Here is a 20,923-nt window from a genome sequence, read left to right as displayed (position 1 = left end):
GCCCGGCCCGGCCGGGCGCGCATCTGACCCACACTCATCCGCGTTCACGCCCCCTCCTGTGGTGGTCGGAGCCGGACCTCAGGAGGTTGCATGTTGACTCGCGTCGCCGTTGGCGCTGCGCTGCTGTTCGTCGCTGTCGGACCCTCGCACGTCCTGGCACAACCCCGTCAGACCGCTGACGCGCTGATCGGTCGGTGGGACCTCGTCGTGCAGCGCGGCACGACCACGGCGCCGTCGTGGCTCGAGGTCGAGCGATCCGGATCGGCGACGCTCGTCGGCCAGTTCGTGGGATCGGGTGGCAGTGCGCGTCCGATTGCCCGCATCGACGTCACCGACGGCACCTTTCGCTTCGCCATTCCCCCGCAGTGGGAGAGCAATCCGCGCGACATTACGTTCGAAGGCCGCCTCGACGGCGACCGCCTGACCGGGTCGATGACGATGGGCGATGGCCAGACCGTGACCTGGTCCGGGACACGCGCCCCGCGCCTGCGTCGAGCGGCGCCGCCGGTCTGGGGCGAGCCGGTGACACTGTTCGGTGGCACCACCCTCGATGGCTGGACGCCGGTGGGACGGGGCGAGAGCCAGTGGCGCGCCGAAGGCGGCGTCCTGCACAACGTCAAGAGCGGCGCCAACCTGTTGACCGCGCGGACGTTCGACGACTTCAAGCTGCACCTCGAGTTCCGCGTGCCCAAGGGCGCCAACAGCGGCGTCTATCTGCGCGGCCGCTACGAACTGCAGGTCGATGACGCGGCCGGCCTGGAACCGTCGTCGCATCACCTCGGTGGACTGTATGGCTTCATCGCGCCGAGCGAGAACGTCGCCCGGCCAGCGGGTGAGTGGCAGACGATGGACGTCACGCTGGTGGGGCGGATGCTGACCTACACGCTCAACGGCACCACGGTGATCTGCAATCGCGAGATTCCCGGCATCACCGGCGGCGCGATCGACAGCGCCGAAGGCGAGCCAGGGCCCCTGCTGTTGCAGGGTGACCATGGCCCGGTGGAGTACCGCAATATCGTCATCACGCCGGCCACGGGCGTGCGATAGGGCGGCGGGTTCCGGCGCCGCGTCAGCGAGGGGCCGCTGACGCGGAGGTTCGGGGTGTCGCTGCGGCGAGCTGGCGGTCGATGTCGGCCAGCACGGCACGCGCGTGCTCGACCTCGATGGACGCCGGGCTCATCGTCTTCGACAGGAGGGTCACCGCTCGCGTGGCCTCGGCGCGCGCCTCGAGGTGCCGCTGTTGCGCCGCCAGCGCCGCTGCCAATCGAACCCGGGCGATGCCCGTGTAGCGCTGCTCAGGAACCGCAATCATCAAGCCGTCGAGGGCCATCCTGAGTCGCGTCTCGGCCTCGGCATGGCGGCCTTCCGCCAGGTCGACCGACGCCAGGTTCGATACCTGGTGCAGATAGAACTCGTGGTCGGCGCCAGCGCGTGCTTTCAGAATGGTTGCCGCCCGCTCGAACCGCGTGCGCGCCGTGGCCAGATCCCCCCGCTCACGCGCCAGGTCTCCCATCAGGCTCAGCGCACCGCCGACGCGGATGTGGTCGTCACCATAGACATCACGAAGGGTGGCGAGCGCGCGTTCGTACAGCGGTGCCGCTTCGCCCAGCCGGCCCTGATAGGCCAGAGCGCGTCCCAGCATCAGGGTGTTCGCGGCGGCCTTCGGATGTCCGGGGCCATACCAGGCTCCGCTGATCGCCACCGCCTCCCTGAACAACCGCTCGGCGGCGAGATACTCGGCACGATCCAGCGCGATGTTGCCGAGGTTGAACAGGTCCACGCCCACGTGCGGGTGCCGCGGGCCGAAGACGCGTCGATCGAGGTCGAGCGCTCGCTGGTTGACGTCCCGCGACTCGTCGATGCGGCCGACGTAGTAGAGACCATTTGCCAGATCGCCCAGGGCTTCGGACATCTCGGCGCCCGGGGGCGCCGCAGCGAGTGTGGCTGCCGCCGACTCGAGCAGCGGGATGGCTTCCGCGTAACGTCCATCCGCGACCAGCAGCTTGCCGAGGGCCGAAGTCGCGACCGCCACCTCGACCGAGTCGAGGGGATGGTGTCGTCGGGCGAGCGCGAGGGCGTGATCCACGAGTGTGCGGCCCTCGTCTAGCCGTGCCTGATCGATGCGCAGCAGCGCCAGCGCCAGGCGTGGACGGATGGTCCGTGGATCGTCGCGGCCGAAGAGGCGTTCGTGCGCGTCGATCGACGTGACCAGCAGTGGCTCGGCTCGATCGAGTCGGCCGAGCTTGTGGTAGAGGCCGCCGAACGTGTACTGGAGTTCGGCCTGCAGATCCGGCTCGCGCTGCAAGCTGTCGACGTTGCTGATGCCGCGGTCGAGCAGCGTCAACACCCGCAACTCCTGCGCCGGACCGGCGGCGCTGTCGTCGCCCTCGAACAGATTCAGCATGAGGCGATGGACTCGCTGCATCCGGGACTCGGACCGCATGGCCGCGTCACGGGCGGCCACCAGACGGACGTTGAACGCCAGCACGAGCGAGGCCAGCACTATCACGACCCCCGCCGCGACGGCCACGCCGCGCCGCTGCCGCCAGACGAACTTCCGCAGCCGGTAGAAGTGGAACCGGTCGACCGGGGCCTCGAGGGGCTCATGGTTCAGGAAGCGCACGATGTCGGCCTCGAGACGATCGACCGACGCGTAGCGGGACGCCTTGCGACGGTTGGTGGCTCTGGCGCAGATGGCGTCCAGTTCACGCCACTCCGACGACGAAGCTGTGGCCGCCAGCGGCGTCCCAGCCCTTGAGGACGGCGGGGGCGGGTCGCGCTGCAGCGCACGTGCCAGTTCCAGGGCCGTCGCCTGGTGGAGGGCGAGGGGGACGCTGCCCGCGATCAGGCGGTAGAGCAGGACCCCCAGCGCATGAACGTCGGCCTGGACATCGACCGCCTCGCCGGCGATCTGTTCGGGGGCGGCGTAGTCGAGCGAGAGCAGGTGGTGAACGGTGGTCGTGTGGTCGGCCAGTCGGCCTTCGTTCGTGAGCGACCGCGCGATGCCGAAGTCGAGCAGCTTCACCTCACCGTCGTCGCTCACCAGGACGTTGGACGGCTTCAGGTCGAGATGGACGACCAGTTGGCGATGCGCGTAGCTGACGGCGGCGCAGGCGTCTCGGAACAGCTGGAGGCGGTCGCGCAGGGCCAGGGTCTTTCGCTCGCAGTGCTCGACGATCGAGGCGCCCTCGACGTACTCCATGGCGAACCACGGGCGACCGTCGGTCACGCCGGCATCGTAGAGTCGGGCAATCGAGCGGTGACGCAGTCCGGCCAGCGTGGTCTGTTCGCGGGCGAATCGCCGCCGGCCGGCGGGTGAACTCCAGAGATCGTGGAGGAACTTCAGCGCGACGAGGTCGCCGAGGTCTTCGCGGCGGGCGAGATAGACCCAGCTCATGCCACCTTCGCCGAGATACCGCTCCAGCACGTACCGCCCCATGCGACCCGCCACCGTGCCGCCGGCGTCGGTCAGGAACGTGTGCGCGAGGGTGCCCGCATCCTGGGCAAGGACATCAGGCGCGTCCGCATCGGCCTGCAGCAGCGCCCCGACCAGCTGGGCGAGATCGGGATCGTCGACGGCGATCGCGGCGAGCGTAGAACGTTGCTCGGCAGCCGGCAGGGCGAGCAGTCGGTCGAACAGCGCCTCGACGTCGTCGTCGCGCGTGCTCATGCCGGGTCCGGCCGCGTCGGGCCCGGGGCGACCGTCAGCGTGTGGGCGAGATAGGCTCTGGCGAGGCGCAGTAGTCGTTGCGCGCGTTTCTCGGAGATATCCATCAGCGACGCGATCTCGACGACCTGGAAGCCGCCGAAGTACTGCAACTCGAAGGCCCTGGCCAGCATCGGGTTGGCCGCCGCGAGATCGTCCAGGGCCAGCCCCACCGCGAGCAATGCTGTCGGCGTCACCGTGGCGACACGACCGAGGGCTTCGTCGAGGGACACGCGCTGGAGCCCGCCGCCGTGCACCGTGGTGGCCCGCCTGCGTGCCGCGTCCAGCAGGATCTGCTTCATGGCCCGCACGACCGTGTAGGTCAGGTGCTGCGTCGACTCGGCCTCGAACCGGCCGCCCTGCGTCAGCTTGATGTACGCCTCGTGGACGAGCGCTGTTGGCGTCAGCGTGACGTCGCGGCCCTGGCGCCCGAGAGCCTTCGCCAACCGGCGAAGCTCCAGATACGCCACGTCGAACATCTCGTCATTGACGTTAGGGCGCTGCTGCGAAGCCATGAGGTGACTGCCACATAGACGTGCGCCCTCGCGCGTTCGGCACGGTGACGGTGCCGACGCGCCCTGCATGACAGGTCCGTTCCGAGAGGCCGCGATGTTAGCACGGTCCAACGGCGCAACCTACGCACCTGCCGATGAGCTATCGCCATGGTCCGTGTCCGTCGACCCAGGTCTTTCTCGACTTACAAGATAGAGGGATGAGCGCGCCGATGTAGACTCGGGCTCCTCCCAATCGCAGGTGTCCAGGCACCTCCGTGACCAGGCACGTCCCCGAGCAGGGCGACGTGCCCGGCCGACACGGTGGTTCCTATGGTTCGAACCCGGGTGTGGGAGCACATGAACGACTCCAGCAACGATGTTCCGGATCGGCTCAATGGCTGGAAGGAGATCGCCCTCGCGCTCGGCAAGAGCGTCCGGTCGGCGCAGCGATGGGAGAGCGAACTGGGACTGCCCGTCGAGCGCCTGACCGGGCCGGACGGCGGGCAGATCGTGCAGGCCAGCCGGCGTGAACTCGAAGCCTGGCGGCGGCATCGCGTCTCGAGTGGCGCCGATCAACCGCAGCCCGAGCCAGCCCTCCCCCGCATCGACACGAGCGAGACCGCCGGCGTCACCTCGGCACCTCCGTCGCCTGACGAGGAACGGATCGCAGTGTCGCCCGCCTCGCCTGTCCCGATCGTCTCGGCATCCCCTCGTCGCTCTCGCTGGTGGCTGTACGCCGCATGTGTGGCGGCGGGTGGCGCCGCGGGTGTCCTGCTGACCCTCGGCAGCATCCGCGTCGTCGGCACGGCGTCTCGCTTCGAGATCCACGGGACGGTGATCCAGGCGCTGACCGAGGAGGGGTACCCGGTCTGGGCGCACCACCTCGACGCGGTCGGCACCAGACCCGTGAACTCGTCGTCCTGGGGCGGTCGGGTGGGCGATCTCGATGGCGACGGGCACCTGGAGGCCGCCGTCCCGATCTCGTATGGGCCCCACGCGGGCGTCACCACCGACGCGTCGGACGAGGTGCGCGTCTTCACGCGGCGCGGCACCCTGCGATCGGTGGTGAAGCCGGATCTAGTGGTCGACCGCCAGGGCGTGCGCGAGTCCGGCCCGTGGTTGTTCCACTTGTCGGCTTTCTCGACGTCCGGCCCCGGTCGCCTGTGGACCGCGCATGGCGGCGTGACCGGACGGCCGTCGTTCGTCCTCGAGACGGGCGCGGACGGCACCTCGCGGGTGCGCTTCCTCGTGGCCGGGTCGGTGTGGGCGCTGGCGCACTGGGGCAGCGGCAGCACCGAACGTCTGGTCGTGGGCGGTTTCGACGGTATCAACGGCAAGGCATTCGTTGCCTCCGTGCGGCTCGACGGGCCCGGGTCGCGGTGGCCTGTGGACGCGCCAGTCCCGCGTTGTGACGACTGCGGGGCCGAGGCGCCCGAGGCCGTGGCGCTCCTACCCCCGGGCGAGCTGGCGACGGCGATGGGGCGGCCACACCCCTATGTGTTCAGGGTCCGCGTGGTCCGGGACCACGTCCTGGCCGAGACCGAGTCGGGCGTGCGCCCGGCGGCCCTCTTCCGGCTGGACCGTCGACTGACCGCAGTGCAGCAGCAGTGGCTGCCTCGTTACGAGTCCATGCATCGGTCACTCGAGGCGCAGGGCGTGCTGCGACATCCCATCGAGCAGTGTCCGGAGCGGCACGCGCTGCTCGACGTGCGGCACTGGCAGCGGCACACAGGCTGGACGACGCACCGGGTCGCAGCGGGCACGTTGGCTGGGGACGGCCGTGCCGTCGCGGCGTTGACAGAGGCTTCCGGGCTCGCGCCCGTCGTGCGGGCCTTGCAGTAGCGGGCCCGTCGGGGCCCATGTCGACCGCGCGCCTGACGCGTGCGGCGGGGGCCAATCGGGAAGACATGTGTCTTCCGGAGGCACGACTCCCGGGACACGTCACCCACGCCGGATGACACCCGTCGCGGTTGGTCCGGGACGGCAGACGCCAAAGCATGTCACGCCCCTGATGGCGCGACATGGCGTGAGGGCGGCGACCCCCACTCACGCCATCGTCTGGCCATCACTGCAGTGCACGCCGGCAGACGGCCGCAGGCCCTCGGCTGACGTGCGTCCGAGTCCCGTCAATCGAGGACGAACCATGTCGAGAGTCTTGACGTGCCTGGCCAGGCTGCTCACCACCCTGGCCCTCACCTGCGTCGTGGCGTCGCCGCTGTACGGCGACACCATTCGGGTGGTCACTGCCAAAGCCAACGTCCGTCTGAACCCGGCGGACACGAGCCCCATCCTGCTCGCACTGACGGCCGGCACCGTGCTCGACGACGCCACGCGCGAGGGGGCGTGGTTCCGGGTCAACCTGCCTCCCGACGCCAATGGCTTCAAGCGCGTTGGCTACATCGCGCACACCCCTGGTCGAAGTGCTCAGCGCCAGCACGGCGGCGGGTGCGTCGATGCACGCGGCGGCTCCTGCGTCGGCGGCGCCGACCGGGTCGACCGCCCCCGAGGTCATCGCGGTCCGCACGCCCGTGGCAGCGGTGCCCGTCCCCTCCGCTCGCGGCGAGACGGTCGCGGTGATGGACTTCGACTACGCCACGATCCGCCGCTGGTGGCGCGGCGACTGGGACGTCGGCAAGGGCATCGCGGATCTCATGGTGGATGAGCTGGTGAACAACAGCGCACTCCGGATCATCGAGCGCAAGAAGCTGATGGAGATTCTCGCCGAGCAGGAGTTCTCCAACAGTGATCGCGCGGATGTCAGTGCCGGCGACGCCGCGAAGATCGGCAAGTTGCTCGGCGCCCGATATCTCGTCTTCGGGTCGATCACGCAGTTCAGCCACGAGCAGGGCGGCATCGGCGGCGCGGCGCGGCTCCCCGTGGTGGGCGGCCTCGGCGTCAAGACCGGCAAGGCGCATGTCGGCATCTCGGCGCGGATGATCGACACCAGTACCGGCGAGATCGTCGCCAGCGGCAACACGAAGAAGACGGTCACTCGGCGCAGCGTGACGGGAGCCGCCGGCGCCGGCGGGTACGGTGGGGGGCTGTCCATCACGTCCTCGGACTTCCTGGACACGATCCTCGGCGAAGCGACGCAGGAGGCCATCAAGTCGACGACCGAGAGCCTCCTCGCAAGCAAGGCGCGCGCCCGGTAGCGGCAGCACGGCAGCCGTCGACAGCGGGGGAGACCCACATGATGACGAATATCTCAGCAGTGGCGCGGCGAGTCTGCACGGTCCTCGGTGTGCTCGCGTTGCACACGGTGACCCCGGACGCGGTACGGGCACAGACGCCGATGACCAATGGCGAGAACCACCTCGGGGCCATCACGCTGCCGGGGCAGGTGGACTCGTGGTCGTTCTCGGCCGCGCAGGGCGACGCGATCTCCCTGAGCCTCGGCGAGGTGCTCGGTCCGGGGCCTGACCCCGGCTTCTGGCCCTGGATACGGCTGCGCGGCCCGAGCGGCACCGAGATCGGCAACTCGTACGACGGCGTGGTGGCGCAGGTCGATGTGGTGGCGCCCTTGAGCGGGACCTACACGGTGGTGGTGGGCAGCAATGACGCGGGGCGGGACGCCCTCGGGTCGTATCGACTGACACTGGCACGGACGCCCGCACCGTTCGTGGTCCCGAGTGACGATGAGGGTGGCGACCTGACCAATGGCGTGAACCATCGAGGCAGGATTCACGTCGGCGACCTCGATCAGTGGACGTTCACGGCGGCGCAGGGGGATGCGCTGTCGGTCAGCCTTGGCGAGGTACTCGAGAGCGAGATCGATCCCGGGTTCTGGCCATGGCTCCGGCTGCGCAGCCCGAGCGGCGCGACGATCGGCAACACTTACGATGGCTGGGTCGCGCAGATCGACGTGACGGCGCCCCTGAGCGGCACCTACACGGTGATCGTCGGCACGGCCGACGCCGGGCGCGACGCGGTGGGGGACTATCAATTGACGTTGGCCCGGACGCCGGCGCCCTTCGTCGTGCCGACGGGCGACCAGGGTGGGGCCATGACCAACGGCTTCAATCATCCAGGCCAGATCCACCGAGGCGATCTCGATCAGTGGACGTTCACGGCCGCGCAGGGCGATGCGCTGTCGGTCAGCGTGGGCGAGGTGCTGGAGAGCGAAATCGATCCCGGGTTCTGGCCGTGGATTCGCCTGCGCAGCCCGAGTGGCGCAGAGATCGGCAATACCTACGACAACTGGGTCGCGCAGATCGACGTCACCGCGCCCCTGAGCGGCACCTACACGGTGATCGTCGGCACGGCCGACGCCGGGCGCGATGCGGTGGGCCACTATCAACTGCTGCTGGCGCGCACACCGGCGCCCTTCGTCGTCCCCACGGGTGACCAGGGTGGGGCCATGACCAACGGCTTCAATCATCCCGGCCAGATCCACAGGGGCGATCTCGACCTCTGGACGTTCACGGCCGCGCAAGGGGATGCGCTGTCGGTCAGCCTCGGCGAGGTGCTCGACAGTGAGGTCGACCCAGGGTTCTGGCCATGGATCCGCCTCCGCAGCCCGAGCGGCGCGACGATCGGCAATACGTACAACGGCTGGGTGGCGCAGATCGACGTGACCGCGCCCCTGAGTGGCACCTACACGGTGATCGTCGGCACGGCCGACGGCGGACGCGACGCGGTGGGCGACTATCGATTGACGTTGGCCCGTACGCCGGCGACCTTCGTCGTCCCGACCGGCGATGACGGCGGCGCCATGACCAACGGCGCCAACCATCGCGGCGTCATCCACCTCGGTGACCTCGACCAGTGGACGTTCACGGCGGCGCAGGGGGATGCGCTGTCGGTCAGTCTCGGCGAGGTGCTCGACAGCGAGGTCGACCCGGGTTTCTGGCCGTGGATTCGTCTGCGCAGCCCGAGCGGCGCAGAGATCGGCAATACCTACGACAACTGGGTGGCGCAGATCGACGTCACCGCGCCCCTGAGCGGCACCTACACCGTCGTCGTCGGCACCGCCGACTCGGGGCGCGACGCGGAGGGCGAGTACCAGTTGACGCTGGCCCGCACGCCGGCGCCCTTCGTCGTCCCGACCGGCGACGACGGCGGCGCCATGACCAACGAGACGAACCACGAGGGCGCGATCCACGTGGGCGACCTCGACCAGTGGACCTTCCGCGCCGAGCAGGGGCGAGCTCTGGTCGTGGCCATCAGCGAGGTGCCCGGCGGCGAATCCACGCCCGACTTCTGGCCGTGGATCCGCGTGCGCACGCCGACCGGTACGACCGTGGGCAACACCTACGCCGCGGCCAGTGCGCAACTGGCGCTCACCGCTCCCGTGAGTGGGCTGTACACCGTCGTCGTCGGCACGGCCGATGGCGGACGCGACGGCGAAGGGCGCTACCTCCTCCGCGTCTCGGGTGCCAGCGCGTGCGCGCCGACGGTGTCGTCCACGATCATCACGGCGCCCGAGGGTGGCGGGACCGGCACCCTCGCGGTCGCGACACTCCCCAGTTGCACCTGGACCGCCTCCAGTAGCGTGCCATGGGTGACGCTCACCCCGGGCAGTGGCGACGGGCCGGGCACCGTCACCTACACGGTGGCGGCAAGTCCTGGCGGCACCGCGCGCGCCACGACGGTGAACGTGGCCGGCACGCTGGTCACCGTCACCCAGTCGCCGGTCGCCACAGCCGGCGACTCGGATGGCGATGGCATGTCGGACGAATGGGAACTGAAGGTCGGCCTGGATCCGTTCCGGGTCGACGCTGGCGAAGACGCTGACGGCGACGGCCGGTCGAACCTGCAGGAACTGGGCGACGGTACGCACCCACGCGGGTTCGTGATCACCTACCTCGCCGAGGGGGCTACCGGCGCGTTCTTCACGACGCAACTGGCACTTGCAAACCCCACCGACACGGAAGCTCACGTCCTCATCCGATTCCAGAGGGGCGATGGCCGGGTGTTCCGGTACGACGTGCCGATCGCGCCGATGGCACGGCACACGCTCGACGTCGCCACCGTCGCCGGCCTCTCGGCGGCGGAGTTCTCGACGCTCATCGAGGCCGACGTCGCCATCGTTGCCGACCGCACCATGTCGTGGGACGCGCGTGGCTACGGCGCGCATGCCGAACGCGGGCTGGTGACGAGGGCGGCCACCACCTGGTACCTCGCGGAAGGCGCCACGCATTCGGGATTCGAGCTGTTCTACCTGATCCAGAATCCGACCACCGAGGCGGCGACGGTCCAGGTGACCTACCTCAGGCCCGCCCCGGCGCCACCGCTGACGAAGACGTACACCGTGGGCCCCGCGAGTCGCTTCAACATCTGGGTGGACAACGAAGCCCTCGTCGATCCGGCACTGGCGCCGCTGGCGGCCACCGACATTTCAGCCATTGTCACCTCGACCAACGCGGTGCCGATCATCGTCGAGCGGTCGATGTACCTGCACGCGGCCGGTGCCACGTTTGGTGCCGGACACGAGAGCGCGGGCGTGACCGAACTGTCCACCACCTGGTTCCTCGCCGAGGGCGCCACCGGGCCGTTCTTCGACCTGTTCGTCCTGATTGCCAACCCGACGACCAGTGACACGGTCGTCGAGGCGAAGTTCCTGTTGCCGTCGGGTGACGTCCTGACGAAGCAGTATCCGGTGCCTGCACTGAGCCGTTTCAACATCTGGGTCGACCACGAAGACGCCAGACTCGCCGATACCGCGGTCTCGACGACGATCACGTCACTCGGCGGTGTGCCTGTGGTGGTGGAGCGGTCGATGTGGTGGCCGGGCACGCCTGCGGCGGCGGGGTGGTACGAGGCGCACAACTCGCCCGGGTCGACCACGACGGGCACGGCGTGGGCCCTCGCGGAAGGCGAGACCGGCGGTGCGCGCGGACGCGAGACCTACGTGCTCATCGCCAACACGTCCGCCTTCGACGGTCAGGCGCGCGTCACGCTGCTGTTCGAGGACGGGACGACAGCGACGAACACGTTCCCACTGACGGCGAACAGTCGCTTCAACGTGGCGATGACTGCGATGTTCCCGGCGTCTGCCGACCGGCGCTACGGGACGCTCGTGGAGAGCCTTGGCGACACGCCGGCGCAAATTGTCGTCGAGCGCGCCATGTACTGGGACGCCACCGGCCAGGTGTGGGCGGCGGGGACCAACGCGCTGGCGACGAAGGTGCGGTAGAGCACGCACGAGGCGGCCGCGGCCCCCCAGGCCCGGCCGTCGAGTGGCACCATCTCGCATGCATCTTGCAGGGCCTCTGGCAAGGGTGTGAGGACGCCAGGGGAGAGTGACATGCCAGAGAAGAAGACCGTAGCCGAGGCTCGCAAGGCCAAGCGCGAGGGCAAGGCCCCATCGACACAAGCCGGGGCGTTCGTCCGCGAAGAGATCGAACACATCCGCGACGGCGAGCACGGCGCGCGCTCGGCCAAGCAGGCCATCGCCATCGGGCTGTCCAAGGCTCGTCGGGCTGGCGTGAAGTTGCCTGACCCACCACAGAGCGCCAGCGCGCGCACCAAGGCCGGAGCCAAGCGCGACGGCGCACGTGCCGACAAGGCGACCCGGCCGTCTCGCGCGCGGTCGCGGGCCGCCAAAGCGGCGCTGGAGCACGAACCGCACGCCGCGGCGTCGAGCACGGCGTTGTCGAGACACGCGAAGGCCGCGGCGAAGCGACGTCCGGCCAAGGCGCGCAGTGAGGCGGCGAAGAAGGCCGCCCGGACGCGTGCACGCCGGAAGGCCTCCTAGGCTGGCGCGTCTGCTGGCCCCTTCACGGAAGAGGAGATCAGGAAAATGTCCGTACGATCATCGTTGACTCGTGTATCGATTCAGACCATCGCATCAGTGGCGGTTGCCATGCTTTCGTGGGGCACTCCGGCTGAGGCGCAGGAGCGCTTCACCGCCCAGGCCGTCAACATGTCCAACGTCGGGAACTCCGGCGCCGTGGGCATGGTGGACATCATCATCGAGCGCTACTCGACCGAGGACGAACGCAATCGCTTCCTGGCCGCGCTGACCGAGAGAGGGAACGATGGGCTCCTCGAGGCGTTCCAGAAGGCCCCCAGCATCGGCAGGGTCGGTCCCACGGGACGCCTCGGGTTCGACATCCGCTATGCGGTCGAGATGCCCGGGGAGGACGGCGGTCGGCAGATCGTCATCGCCAGCGACCGACGGATGTCCTTCCTCGAAGCGTCCAATCGCCCGCGTACGGTCGACTATCCATTCACCGTGGTGCAGTTGAAACTCGACAACTCTGGCAAGGGGGAAGGCAAGGCGTCCGTCCTCACGCGCATCGAGGCCGACAAGCGCAACAACGCCATCGTGCTCGAGAACTTCGCCAGCCGGCCGGTCGACCTGATGAGCGTCCGGTCTCTCGGAGGCAAGGTCAAGGGCACGACGCAGCGCTGAGGTGCTGCGGCACACCCGGACGTCGCGGGCCGGGGCCAGGCAGCGCTCTTGCACGTCCTACCGGACATGGTGCGAGCGCGCAGAGAATCAGGTGAGCGTCTGCTTTCCGATGAGCGGCGGCAGGTCGATCGCACATCGGCGCTCGCCGTCGTGCTGGCGGTCCTCGCCTGCGGCGCCGGCTGCGGCGGGCCTGCCGAGTCGGCCGCGGCAGGCACACCACCGGATGGGCCTCGGGTGGTGCCAGCGGTCGAAGTGCTCGCCGCGCGCACCGGCCGGCTGCCGCTGAGCGAGCGGCTCACCGGGACGGTACGCGCTACGGGCGAGGTGGCGATCTATCCACAGGCCACGGGCTCCATCGCCGAGGTGCTGGTGCAGAACGGCAGTCGTGTCGCCAGGGGCGATGTGCTGGTGCGCATCCGCAGCGTCGGCACCGGCGCGCAGGTCGACCAGGCACGGTCAGGTCTGGTGGTCGCCCAGGCGGCCGAACGCGAGGCTGAAGCGATTCTCGAGCAGTACGAGTCGCAGTACGACCGCTACGCGAGTCTCGGCGAGCGTGGCCTCGTCGCCGCCGACACGGTGGCGACCCTGCGCAGTCAGGTGCAGGCGGCGCGCGCGTCCCTCGCCCGCGCCAGGGCCGAGGTCGCCCAGGCGCGCGGGCTGATCGGCGAGCGTGCCGATGTGCAGGCCCAGAGCACCGTGCGGGCACCCATCGCCGGCCGGGTCGGACAACGCAACGCCGAAGTGGGCATGCGCGTCGACCCTCAGACGCCGTTGTTCACCATCGGTCGCCTGGAGACGGTTCGCGTCGAGGTGCCAGTGAGTCAGGACCTGTTGCCGACCCTGGCGAAGGGGCAACGTGTCGAGATTGTCGTGCCCGGCCGTGCCTCTCCCGTGACGGCCGAGGTCTCCCGCATTTCGCCCTTCCTCGACAACGCGTCGTACACCGCCGAGGTCGAGATCGACGTGCCCAACACGGACGGCACGCTCGTGCCTGGCATGTTCGTCAGCGTCGACGTATTCCACGGCCAGACCGCCGACGCCACGCTCGTGCCCGTCAGTGCCCTCTTCACGCATCCGACCACCGGCGAACGCGGCGTCTACATCGCGTCGGCCTCCCCGCCGCCGGGGACGGCTCCGGTCGAGGGCGAGGCGACGGCCGGGGTGCGCAGCGACCCGATCGACGTGACGTTCCGTCCGGTCGAGCTCCTGGGCGAAGGGCGTGGCGTGGCCGGGGTCGACGGCGTGCGCGAGGGCGAGTGGGTGGTGGTGGTCGGGCAGCACCTGCTGGCCGAGCAGACGGCCTCCACGGCCCCCCGTGCCCGGCCGCGCGCCATCGCCTGGAACCGGGTGCTGGAACTTCAGCGCCTGCAGCGCGGCGACCTGCTGGAATCCTTCATGGACCGGCAGCAGCGGCTCGGCCTCGGCGCCGACCCCGAGGGGGCGTGACCCATGAGTCTCACGGACCTCGCCATCCGGCGTCCTGTTGCCACCACGATGCTCTACCTCATCGTCGTGTCTCTCGGCGCGGTGGCGTTCCTCTACCTGCCCGTCGACCTGTTGCCGCGCATCGAGTTTCCCCGCCTCTCGGTCACCGTGACGTATCCGAACGTCGGTCCCGAGGAGATGGAAACCATCATCACCGACCCGCTCGAGAATGCGCTCTCGGGCATTCCGCAACTCGAACGCCTGACGTCGCGCTCCGAAGAAGGGCGCAGCCGCATCACCCTCGAGTTCGGCCAGCAGACCAGCATCGACGAGGCGGCCAACGACGTGCGCGCGGCGCTCGACCGCATCCGCGACGACCTGCCCCTCGAAGCCGAACCGCCCGCCATCTGGAAGTTCGACGCCGATGCCCAGGACATCGTGTCGCTCTCGGTGGCGTCTCGACGGGACCTGTCCGGGACCACGCGGTTGCTGGAGCGTGAACTCTCGCAGCGGTTCGAGCAGATTCCCGGCGTGGGCGCCATCACCATCGTCGGTGGGGTCTATCGCGAGATCCAGGTGCAGTTGCGCCGTGACCGCCTTCGCGCCGCCGGACTGACCGGCGACGATGTGGCGGCCGCGTTGCGGACCGAGAACGTCCAGTTGCCGGGGGGCAACGTCAGGGCCGGCGTCAACGACCTCTACGTGCGCACCCGGGGCGAGTACCGCGACCTCGCCGAAATCGGCAGCACGGTCGTGTCGACCACCGAGAGCGGCGTGCCGGTCCGCGTGCGCGATCTGGCGACGGTGGTCGACGGCTATCAGGACGTGGCGAACCTTGCGGAGGTGAACGGCCGCCCGGTCGTGCGGCTGCGGGTGCAGAAGCAGAGTGGCGCCAACACCGTGGCCGTCGTCGATCGCATTCTCGAGGAGGTGGCGGCGATCAACGCCGAGCGCGAGGACGTGCATGTCACCGTCGACCGCGACCAGAGCCAGTTCATCCGCGAGTCCATGGCCAACGTGCGATCGTCGGCGCTCTTCGGCGGCCTGCTGGCGGTCGTCGTCCTCTACGTGTTCCTGCGCAACGGGGCCAGCACCGGCATCATCGCCCTGGCCATCCCCATTTCGATCGTGGCCGCGTTCGCGGTGCTGTACTTCGCCGGGCTCACGCTCAACCAGATGACGTTCGGTGGCCTGGCCCTCGGCATCGGCATGATCGTGGACAACGCGATCGTCGTCATCGAGAACATCGTGCGCCAGCGCCAGCAGGGCCGTGACCCGGCCGCGGCCGCCTCGATTGGCACGCGGGAAGTGGCGGGCGCGGTGGTCGCCTCGACGCTGACGACGTGCGTGATCTTTCTGCCGGTCGTCTTCATGCGGACCACGAGCGGACAGCTCTTCCAGACACTGGCGCTCGTGGTGGTCTTCACGCTCGGGTGCTCGCTGCTGGTCGCACTCACGCTGGTGCCGGTGCTGGCCGCACGATGGCTCACCGTGCCGTCGGCGGCGTCCACGGTGGCACCCTCGCGTGTCGCCCGGGCGTTTACCTGGATGGATGTCCGCTACGAGCGGGCGCTGCACGGCGCGTTGGCGCACCGTGCGGTGGTGGTGGGCAGCACGATCGCGCTGGCGGTCGTCGCGGGGGCGGGCTGGACGCGCATCCCGGTCGAACTGGCGCCTGAGCTCGACACCGACACCATCGACGTCGAACTCGAGATGGGACGCGGCACGAGCATCGCCGTGGCGCGCACCTATCTCGAGGAACTCGAGCGCCTCGTGCGCCCGGTGCTGCCGGAGGGGCAAGTTGCGTCCGTGGCGACACAGATGTGGAGCGACAACGCCGAAGTCGAGATCCGGCTCGTCGAGGCATCTCGTCGCACCATCGACCCGTCGGTCCTCGCCGATCGCCTGCGTGATGCCACCGCCGGTCGCATCCCCGGCGCGGAGGTTCGCGTCGATGCCCAATCGGGCCTGTGGATTCTCCGTCGCATCTTCAGTGCAAGCGGTGGCGATGAAGCGGTCGAAGTGCAACTGCGCGGCTACGATCTCCCCACGGCCGTGAGCCTGGCCCGTGAGGTGCGGACCCGCATGGAGCGCGTGCCCGGGGTCGTCGAGGTCGACATCTCCCAGCAGGAGGGCCGGCCGGAACGCAACCTCTACTTCGATCGGGCGCGTATCGCCGATGTGGGGCTGTCGGTGCAGGAGGTGGCCGCCGCGGTCCAGACCGGGGTGGCCGGGAGGCTCGCGGGGTACTTCCGTCAGGGCGGTCAACAGTTTCCGATCACGGTGCGGCTCCAGCCGGATGACCGCCTCGCCGCCGACGATTTGCGCGCGCTGCCGATTCGTGCGCCGGGCGGGCAGGTCCTGCCGCTCTCCGCGCTGGTCAGACCCGAGTCGGCGCGCGGCCCCACGACCATCGATCGGATCGACGGGCAGCGGGTCACCTACATCACCGCCAACCTCGCCGCGGGAGTGGCGCTCGGCGATGCCGTCGCCGGCATCCGCCGCACCACGGCAGACCTGCCGATGCCCCAGGGATTCTCACTGACCTTCGGCGGCGCCTGGCGGGAACAGCAGCGGGCCTCGCGCGACTTCGCCATCGCCATCGCGCTGGCGCTCGCGCTGGTCTACATGGTCATGGCCGGTCAGTTCGAGCGCTATCTCGATCCGCTGCTCGTCATGACCAGCGTCCCCGTGGCCCTGGTCGGCGTCGTACCGGCGCTCCTGCTCACCGGCACCACGCTCAACGTGCAGAGCGTCATGGGCATCGTCATGCTCGTGGGTATCGTGGTCAACAACGCCATCGTGCTGGTCGACTACATCAACCTGCGTCGCCGGGAGGACGGCCTCGGGCCCCGCGACGCCGCCATCGCGTCGGCACGCGCGCGTCTCCGGCCCATCCTGATGACGACGGCGACGACGGTGCTGGGGTTGCTGCCGCTGGCGCTGGGGTGGGGCGAGGGCGCCGGGCTGCAGGCGCCGCTGGCCCGCGTGGTGGTGGGCGGCCTCACGGCGTCGACGTTCGTCACGCTGCTGCTGGTGCCGGTGCTGTACGTGACCCTCGCCCAGTGGCGTGAACGCCACGTCCCCGCCCGGCAGCCCCTGCCGACACCCGGGCGTGCGTAACGCGCGCCGTGTCGGCCGCGATCGTGCAAAGCCACCTGGCATGGCTGACTACCCGCGGTTCCTCACCATGATCGCGACCTCCACCATGGTCATGTACGGCCTGATGTACCTGAACACGTACGCCCTGTCGCATGTGTACTTCAGCGAGACCCGGTTGTACATGGCCGTGGTGATGGGTGCGGCGATGGCCATGGTGATGTTGCTGTTCATGCGCGGCATGTACCGGAATGGAGGCGTCAATGCCCTGATTTTCGGTGCAAGCGCGCTGGGCCTTGTCGTGGGCCTCTGGCTCGTCAGAAGTCAGACGACCGTAGAAGACGCCTCGTGGATGCGGGCCATGATCCCGCACCACTCCATCGCCATCCTCACCAGCGAACGTGCGCGTATCACCGACCCGCGCGTGAGGGCCCTGGCAGACCAGATCATCGAGAGTCAACGCCGGGAGATCGACGAGATGTCGCGGCTGCTGGTCGAGCTCGAGCACGGCCGGTGACAAGGACAACGAGATGGCGACATGCCGCGATTCACTCGCGATATGTCGTCATTGTGACGGCGAGTGAAGCGGAGTCACGCGCGACACGCGGGGTTCTGGCGGAATCGTGCGGACGAGCGATGGCCCGCAAGCCGCATTCGAACGTTCCCGGACGGGAGGGAACGACGAGTGGCGACGTGGCGATGTCTGGGAGCGGTCATCCTGTTGGGCGTGTGGCGGGCAGGACTGGCGCATGCCGACGCAGGCGACGCGCATCTGGACCGCCTGCGCGCGCTGATGGGGGCACTTCGCAGTGACAGCGTGGCGCACGCCGCGTCGATCGCGGACGCCTACGAGCAGGAGGCGCCGTCGCTGACGTTCGCCGACCGCGACGCGCTCCGCGCGGCACTGCAGCAGGGCACCCTCGTGCCGATGCCTCCCGATGCGGCATCGCTCAACCTGGTGCTGCGCGTCGCGGGCGCGCACCAGATCGGCGAGATGGACCCCGCCCATCAGACCCTCTACCTCGGCGCGCGGCCCGAAGTGATTGGCATGCTGCTCGACATCGCCTCGCGGGTGCCGTCCGGTCCGCTCGACGTCACGAGCCTGGTGCGCCACGCGGGATACCAGCGGCGCCTGTCCCGCAGCAACCCCAACGCCCGCACGGACGTGCCGACGCACGTGATGGGCCTGGCGGCGGACATCTCGGTGCTCAACCGTCCCGTCTCGCACGCGCGTGAGCTGCGCGATGTGCTTCGGGCGATGGCCGCGGCTGGCGACATCCACGTGGTCGCCGAGCGGCGCCACGTCGTCTTTCACGTGGTGCCAACCGCCGCGCAACGGCCCTTCTTCGCGGCGTTCGCCCAGGCCCTGGTGACGGCACCGACACTGGACGGCCTCTACCCCTGGCGCCGTGTGCGTGGCGTGGGTCGGGATGTGCGCAGCCCGTTCCTGACGCCACCCGTGCCCGAGGTGCCGGTGCTCGCCTGGGATGATGTGCCCGCGGTAGCGCGTCTCGCGGTCACGGCGTGGGCGATGCCGTCCGCACGTCCGATCGCGGTCGTCGTCGGCGGCGTGGCGGGGGTGGGCGCCCTCGCCGTGGTCGCGCGCCGCATGCACCGGTGTCGCCGACGGCCCACCGGGACGGCTCCGCGATCACGTCGGCGTCGGTCGTCGGTGATGGCGCGTCACCTCGCCACGGCGACGGTCCTGGCGATGACGGTGCCGACGCTCCGTGGCCGTCCGGCCGAGGCGCCGATGCTGCTGCCCGTGTTGCCTGCCATCGACCCCTTCGTCGCCTTCGTCGATCGCACGCCCGTGACCGTCACCGTGACCGCCGGCACCGAGCGGCTGCCGACACGGGTGACTGCCGATGACCTCCAGACGGACGCGGCGCTCTGGCGCCGCATGCACCTGGCGGACTGGAACGTCGTGCCGGACCCTTTGCGGCGGGCGGGCCTGGACGCCATGGTGGCGCGCTACGCCGACCTGTTCGCGAATCCGTCCCTCTGGGCGAGCATGGGCCCGACCGATTGGGACCAGGTGCCGCAGCCGATTCGCACCGCGGTCTTTCGCCAGATGGTGCGCTACTGGACGGCGCACTACCGGCTCGGCGCCGCCTGGCACCATGACGAGGAGGTCGTGGCCGACACGGTCGCCGCCGTCGTGATGTCGGAGTCGTGGTTCGACCATCGGGGGCAACTCGTCAACCGTGACGGGTCGCTCGATGTCGGCCTGGCGGGCGCCTCCGAGTTCGCGCGCGTCAGACTCCGCCAGCTGCATGCGGCAGGACGCGTCGACGTGGCCTTTGCCGATGGCGCGTACCTCAACCCGTGGAACGCCACACGGTTCGCCGTCATCTGGATGACCTTGCTGCTGGAGGAGGCCGAGGGCGACCTCCACCTGGCTGTCCGCGCCTACAACCGGGGCATCGCACGCGCCCGCGACGCCAGGGGCACGGCGTACCTCGAGGCCGTGACGCGACGTCTGGATCGCTTCGTCCGCAATGGCGATGCGCCGCCCGCGTGGACGCATCTGTGGCGCCGGGCGCGGCAGCTCGAGGATCGTCGCTGGCGCATCGGTCCGCTCGGCGACCATGGCGACGAGCACAGCTGACGCGTCAGGGGGCGCTTTCGGCGTCGGCCTGGCCGGCCGCCCATGTGCTCCTGAGGCGAACCTCCGTGCGCGGATACGCGCCGACGATCCGTCCGACATGCGCTGGGGCAGCGAGCTCCACAGACGCCCGCAGGACCAGTCGTGACATCCACGCGCGACGGCTGCGTACCGGCACGAGATAGCGCAGTGTGCAGTTGGTCCAGGCATCGGCCGGAGAGAGGTAGACCCGGGGCACGGCGTCGACATCGAAGTCGAGACGCTCGGATCGCAGCAGCACCTGGTACGTCTCCACGGCGCTGGCCATGTCGTCGCCGAGTTCGTCGTGGGCCATGCGCTCGAGCACGTCGATGGTGTACGCCAGGTCGCTCTCGTTGGTGACGCCGAACGTGACCTCATCCCAGACGAAGGGGAAGTCCCGGCTGTAGTTGACGATGTTCGAGCGGAGCACTTCCCAGTTCGGGAAGGTGATGAGCGCGCCCGTGGACTGGGCGGCCCGCACGGCCTTGTCGGGTCCCCCGGCCTCCCAGACGGTGGTCGTCAGCATGTCGATGCGATAGACGTCGCCGAACACGTCGCCCACCGCGATGCGATCGCCCACGCGGTAGTAGCCGCGGAAGGCGTTGAGGATCCAGCCGGTGAAGCTCTCGATGGGGGTCTGCAGGGCCCACGACGCCGCCAGTCCGAGCAGTCCGACCGACCCGACCATGGCCCGCACGTCGCCCGCCAGCACACTGAGCACCGCGACGGCGGTTCCGAGATAGATCAGCAGGGTCGCGATGGCCTGCACCGCGGCGCGGCGCTGCCACTGCGCAGCGGTCCGTCGAAGCATGGCCGCGACGGTACGTCGCAGGAGCCAACCGATGCCGAGCAGCACCAGGGCGAGGCCGATGCGCGGCAGCAGGCCGTAGAAGCTGTAGAGCAGCGCCGTGACGGTCGAGGTCGCTTCGGCAACGACGGCGGCCGTGTCCGGGGCAACCGCGTCGGCGTGGTCGCCGACCTGCAAGCCAGCGACGGTGGTGTCGGTGAGCATCAGGAGCAGCCCGGTGATGGCGACCGCCACCACCGAGCCCCCGCGGAACCGGCGCAGTTGCTGTTGTGCGCGCTGTCGGTAGGCGGCCCCGCTTGCCACGTGCCGTGGTCGAGGGCGCGTGCGCCGCGCCACCGGTCGCGACGGCGTGGCCCGAGTGCTGCGGCCCTGCACCTGTCCGGTGCCTGTACGCAAGTGTGGATGG

At 69.6% G+C, this 20,923-nt stretch carries 13 protein-coding genes; 10 read left to right on the top strand and 3 right to left on the bottom strand.

Features of this window, described 5'->3' with window-relative positions; genetic code table 11:
• Nucleotides 1-90 precede the first annotated feature (90 nt).
• A complete protein-coding gene (locus Q0C41_RS13540) occupies nucleotides 91-1,047 on the top strand; it encodes a DUF1080 domain-containing protein (protein ID WP_291984315.1) in 957 nt (318 codons plus the stop codon).
• A 22-nt stretch (nucleotides 1,048-1,069) separates the two neighbouring features.
• Here the strand turns inward: Q0C41_RS13540 and Q0C41_RS13535 are convergent, their stop codons facing one another.
• Together Q0C41_RS13535 and Q0C41_RS13530 are read right to left on the bottom strand one after the other, a co-directional pair.
• Complete coding sequence (locus Q0C41_RS13535) at nucleotides 1,070-3,670, bottom strand: tetratricopeptide repeat protein (protein ID WP_291984314.1); 2,601 nt, start codon at nucleotides 3,668-3,670, stop codon at nucleotides 1,070-1,072.
• Entirely contained in the window at nucleotides 3,667-4,221 is a 555-nt protein-coding gene (locus Q0C41_RS13530; RefSeq protein WP_291984313.1) for an ECF-type sigma factor, read from the bottom strand. The genes Q0C41_RS13535 and Q0C41_RS13530 overlap by 4 nt, the downstream gene beginning before the upstream one ends.
• Nucleotides 4,222-4,530: 309 nt before the next feature.
• Between Q0C41_RS13530 and Q0C41_RS13525 the strand changes: the two genes are divergently transcribed.
• The 9 genes from Q0C41_RS13525 (at nucleotide 4,531) to Q0C41_RS13485 (ending at nucleotide 19,691) form a co-directional block, all read left to right on the top strand.
• Complete coding sequence (locus tag Q0C41_RS13525) at nucleotides 4,531-6,042, top strand: hypothetical protein (RefSeq protein WP_291984312.1); 1,512 nt, start codon at nucleotides 4,531-4,533, stop codon at nucleotides 6,040-6,042.
• A 548-nt stretch (nucleotides 6,043-6,590) separates the two neighbouring features.
• A complete protein-coding gene (locus tag Q0C41_RS13520) occupies nucleotides 6,591-7,352 on the top strand; it encodes a CsgG/HfaB family protein (protein WP_291984311.1) in 762 nt (253 codons plus the stop codon).
• A gap of 38 nt (nucleotides 7,353-7,390) precedes the next feature.
• Nucleotides 7,391-11,335, top strand: a complete 3,945-nt coding sequence (locus tag Q0C41_RS13515) for a BACON domain-containing carbohydrate-binding protein (RefSeq protein ID WP_291984310.1) — start codon at nucleotides 7,391-7,393, stop codon at nucleotides 11,333-11,335.
• 111 nt (nucleotides 11,336-11,446) lie between these two features.
• Complete coding sequence (locus Q0C41_RS13510; RefSeq protein ID WP_291984309.1) at nucleotides 11,447-11,896, top strand: DUF6496 domain-containing protein; 450 nt, start codon at nucleotides 11,447-11,449, stop codon at nucleotides 11,894-11,896.
• 108 nt (nucleotides 11,897-12,004) lie between these two features.
• Entirely contained in the window at nucleotides 12,005-12,556 is a 552-nt protein-coding gene (locus Q0C41_RS13505) for a hypothetical protein (protein ID WP_291984308.1), read from the top strand.
• A 69-nt stretch (nucleotides 12,557-12,625) separates the two neighbouring features.
• Nucleotides 12,626-14,002 carry an efflux RND transporter periplasmic adaptor subunit gene (locus Q0C41_RS13500; RefSeq protein WP_291984307.1) on the top strand — a complete coding sequence of 459 codons (1,377 nt, stop codon included), beginning with the start codon at nucleotides 12,626-12,628 and terminating at the stop codon, nucleotides 14,000-14,002.
• A gap of 3 nt (nucleotides 14,003-14,005) precedes the next feature.
• The gene (locus Q0C41_RS13495) at nucleotides 14,006-17,104 is read left to right on the top strand and encodes an efflux RND transporter permease subunit (RefSeq protein ID WP_291984306.1); all 3,099 of its coding nucleotides are present in this window, start codon (nucleotides 14,006-14,008) and stop codon (nucleotides 17,102-17,104) included.
• A 40-nt stretch (nucleotides 17,105-17,144) separates the two neighbouring features.
• Nucleotides 17,145-17,597 carry a DUF305 domain-containing protein gene (locus Q0C41_RS13490; protein WP_291984305.1) on the top strand — a complete coding sequence of 151 codons (453 nt, stop codon included), beginning with the start codon at nucleotides 17,145-17,147 and terminating at the stop codon, nucleotides 17,595-17,597.
• Between the two features lie 168 nt (nucleotides 17,598-17,765).
• A complete protein-coding gene (locus tag Q0C41_RS13485) occupies nucleotides 17,766-19,691 on the top strand; it encodes a DUF5715 family protein (protein WP_291984304.1) in 1,926 nt (641 codons plus the stop codon).
• Between the two features lie 4 nt (nucleotides 19,692-19,695).
• Here Q0C41_RS13485 and Q0C41_RS13480 read toward each other — a convergent pair whose 3' ends face one another.
• Nucleotides 19,696-20,913: a mechanosensitive ion channel domain-containing protein gene (locus tag Q0C41_RS13480; protein ID WP_291984303.1), complete on the bottom strand. Its 1,218-nt coding sequence runs from the start codon at nucleotides 20,911-20,913 to the stop codon at nucleotides 19,696-19,698.
• Nucleotides 20,914-20,923 lie beyond the last annotated feature (10 nt).

Source organism: Luteitalea sp. (assembly GCF_022842525.1).
In the GTDB taxonomy this organism is placed as follows: Bacteria; Acidobacteriota; Vicinamibacteria; order Vicinamibacterales; family Vicinamibacteraceae; genus Luteitalea.
This window is presented reverse-complemented; position numbering and strand designations above follow the sequence as displayed.